We start from the raw sequence: 2,973 nt of genomic DNA on the forward strand, positions 1-2,973 counted from the left end.
AATCATTGCCATCGCCACCAGAGAGAAGATTATTATCACCTTCAAAATACTTATAGTCAGCATTCAAGTTATTGTCATGAATACTACCAAGGATCTTATTCCCCGCACCAGCAAAGAGCGTATCATTTCCCACACCACCAATGAGAGTATCGTTCCCCGTACCACCCCGCAGTAGATCGTTGCCACTCTTGCCGTCAATGATGTCATCACCCCCTTGACCATTTATGACATCATCTGAGTTGTCAAAGCCGCTAACATTATTGTCGAGGTCGTTAAGGAAGGTGACTGTATTCTTTTTGAAGATAGTGCTTTGGGTAGAGTTGGCATTGAAGACATCAAAGCTATCACTAATGCTAGTTTGCCCATCAAACAGGATATTGCCTAAGTCTACAGTGGCTCCAGTAGATTTCCTGAGGTTATCTAGGTTTTCCAGGGCAAAGTTTTGCAGGATGACTTGGGTAGAATTTGGCTCATTAAAGAAGATTTGATACGGGCTAAAGGCGATTTCCAAATTGCTGCCATTCTGCATAAGCTGCAAATTTCGGGCAGTTAAGCCTGCACCTTGGAATTTTAGGGTATCTACTTCGGCAATAGCTGCTGCTGTCGGGTTTGTTCCTTTACCTATGCCACCAAAATCGGTGATGGTATCAGTGCCGTCGTTTAAATTGTAAACAAATGTATCTTTACTGCCACCACCAGTTAGGGTGTCGTCGCCCTCTTTAGCTGTGATGCTATCGTTACCTGCAAGACCTTTAATCGTGTCCGCGCTGTTAGTGCCCAGTAGGGTATCATTCCCGCCGGTTCCAATAATATCTGCCATAATTTTTACCTACCTCAATTTATTTTTTCAGTAAATTCAGTTTTCAACCTTGAGTTTAATGTTGTTTTTGGGCATAAAATTTCACCAAAATTTGACCTTTTCGGCATACTTTACACGCCACTCTTAAAGAAACAGTAATATTTCCTGAAGATTCACTTTATGAAAAGTCTTGTACATAGTCAGCTATTCTCCGCAGGTGTCTAAATTGAAAACAGAGAACATCTGAATAGGAATAGGTAGCCTCAAAATAATTAACATAGTCAATATTTTACTTAGATGTTTATATTTAAATGAACGTCTTTGCATACTCTTCACATTATCTGCCCATAGATGTATATACAAATACTGAACTTTGTCTCTTCTTCATATTGTTTTAGTTTCTAGGCAATAACTTTCAGAAAGTGGTAGGCAAATGTTTAAATAAGTGATACAAAATACATATTTTGAATAGTCTAATGCCTGCGGTTCTTGCTAGGCGTAGGCTAGCAATATCTTATATCTGTGCAAAAATAGCTATAGGTTACTAAAATTACAAACGCAGAGATGATCCGACTTAGCCAAGAACACTTGCAAACTATCCGCACCCATGCAGAAAGCACCTATCCAGAGGAGTGCTGTGGTATGATTTTGGGCTATCTGGCTAATGGGGGTAAAATTGTGGTAGAAGTTATACCAACAGAAAATGCCTGGAATACAGAAGCGGCGGCTGAGTTTGCAGGGGAATACACAGCAGAAAGTAAAAGACGGCAATACACGATCGCACCCGAAGTTATGTTAAAAACACAAAGGGAAGCACGCAACAGATCGCTCAACATTATTGGCATTTTTCACTCCCACCCAGATCATCCTGCTATCCCTTCAGAATGCGATCGCCTATACGCTTGGCAAGGATATTCGTATATAATAGTTTCCGTTCAAAACGGCAAAGCTGGCGAACTCCTAAGCTGGAGCCTTGATGATACTCATCATTTCCAAGCAGAGGCTATTGATATCATGTCCGGTTAAAGACTTATCATTAAGACTGCAAGGGGGTAGGGAGCAGGGAGCAGGGAGCAAGGGGAGAAAGGGTTTTCAGGTTATTGCACAGATGCGGAAATTATAACTAATCAGCCGGACATGATATGAAAATATAATTTAACAGCTTAATTTCAGGTGTTGCTGAATTGAAGTATGAAATAAAATTTCTAAATAGATATTAGTCGGGGAATTACAGCAGAATTCAGTATTCAGTATTCAGAATTCAGGAGTAAAACATGCTTTATACCTGGGTAACAGACTTAGCTTGCGTACCTCACCAACTTGAAATCTGCTGTAAGCCTCATCTTAAAATAGCGATCGCTATTTGATTAGAATATTTGAATGCTAACGTTTTTTACTCATGATGTAATCTAAAAACATCTGGTTTGATGTTCTTAGATTAAATTTTATGCTGAGTTTTTGTTTAAGTTGACACTAATGGGCAATGTCATGCCTTTACGATAAATCTATATGTATAGGGTTTTCGTGAATTGCTATTAACCCAAGCGTATTAAACTATGATGCAGTTTTAGCATTCTCACTAGATGCTTCCTTAGAAGTCGTCTTTAAACGTGTCGCTGTGCTTTTGCGGATGCGATCGCTTTTGCGAACACCACCCGCCATTTCATATTCACGGCTATCTTTGCCGTATTTAAAAGCTACTCCAATCAGCATTTTTTCTGTGAGGTCACTTAAAGTTTTCTCCAATTCGTCCATCTCAGTTCTAGAAGAGTTGATCATGGTTAAAGCAGTATTATAAGCGTCTATCTTGCTACGGTACTGCTCAATTAGTTGTGTCATATTTTGCAAGTTGCGAGCATCCCCAAAATCTATACTAGGATCAATTGCTTTCAGTCCCGCCACTCTTAATTCAGCTTTTTCTAAAACGCGGTATGTACGTTTGTGACTAGGCATAAATATATCCCTTTCATTATGCTTTAAAGCTAGTTTGCCTTACTAAAGCTGTATGTTAGTTCAGTAAAATCCTCATAATTTAGTAGTTAATATGGCGTATATATCAGTGTTTATCGCAAAATAGATGTCTTTGTTAATGAAAAAGATATTCTTGTTAACGAAAAAGATGTTCTTGTTAATGAAAAAGATGTCTTGATTAACAAAAAAGATGTTCTTGTTAA

At 38.7% G+C, this 2,973-nt stretch carries 3 protein-coding genes; 1 reads left to right on the top strand and 2 read right to left on the bottom strand.

Annotated elements, in window-relative coordinates:
* On the bottom strand, positions 1–820 hold an 820-nt coding region (locus ACFE90_RS35590; protein WP_375506970.1), incomplete at its 3' end, for a calcium-binding protein.
* 543 nt (positions 821–1,363) lie between these two features.
* Between ACFE90_RS35590 and ACFE90_RS35595 the strand changes: the two genes are divergently transcribed.
* A complete protein-coding gene (locus ACFE90_RS35595) occupies positions 1,364–1,825 on the top strand; it encodes a Mov34/MPN/PAD-1 family protein (protein WP_375506971.1) in 462 nt (153 codons plus the stop codon).
* A gap of 528 nt (positions 1,826–2,353) precedes the next feature.
* On the opposite strand, the gene ACFE90_RS35600 is transcribed toward ACFE90_RS35595, so the two are convergent.
* On the bottom strand, positions 2,354–2,752 hold the full coding sequence (locus ACFE90_RS35600) for a hypothetical protein (protein ID WP_375506972.1): 399 nt from the start codon (positions 2,750–2,752) through the stop codon (positions 2,354–2,356).
* Positions 2,753–2,973: the final 221 nt, after the last annotated feature.

It is taken from the genome of uncultured Nostoc sp. (assembly GCF_964245445.1).
GTDB lineage: Bacteria > Cyanobacteriota > Cyanobacteriia > Cyanobacteriales > Nostocaceae > Nostoc.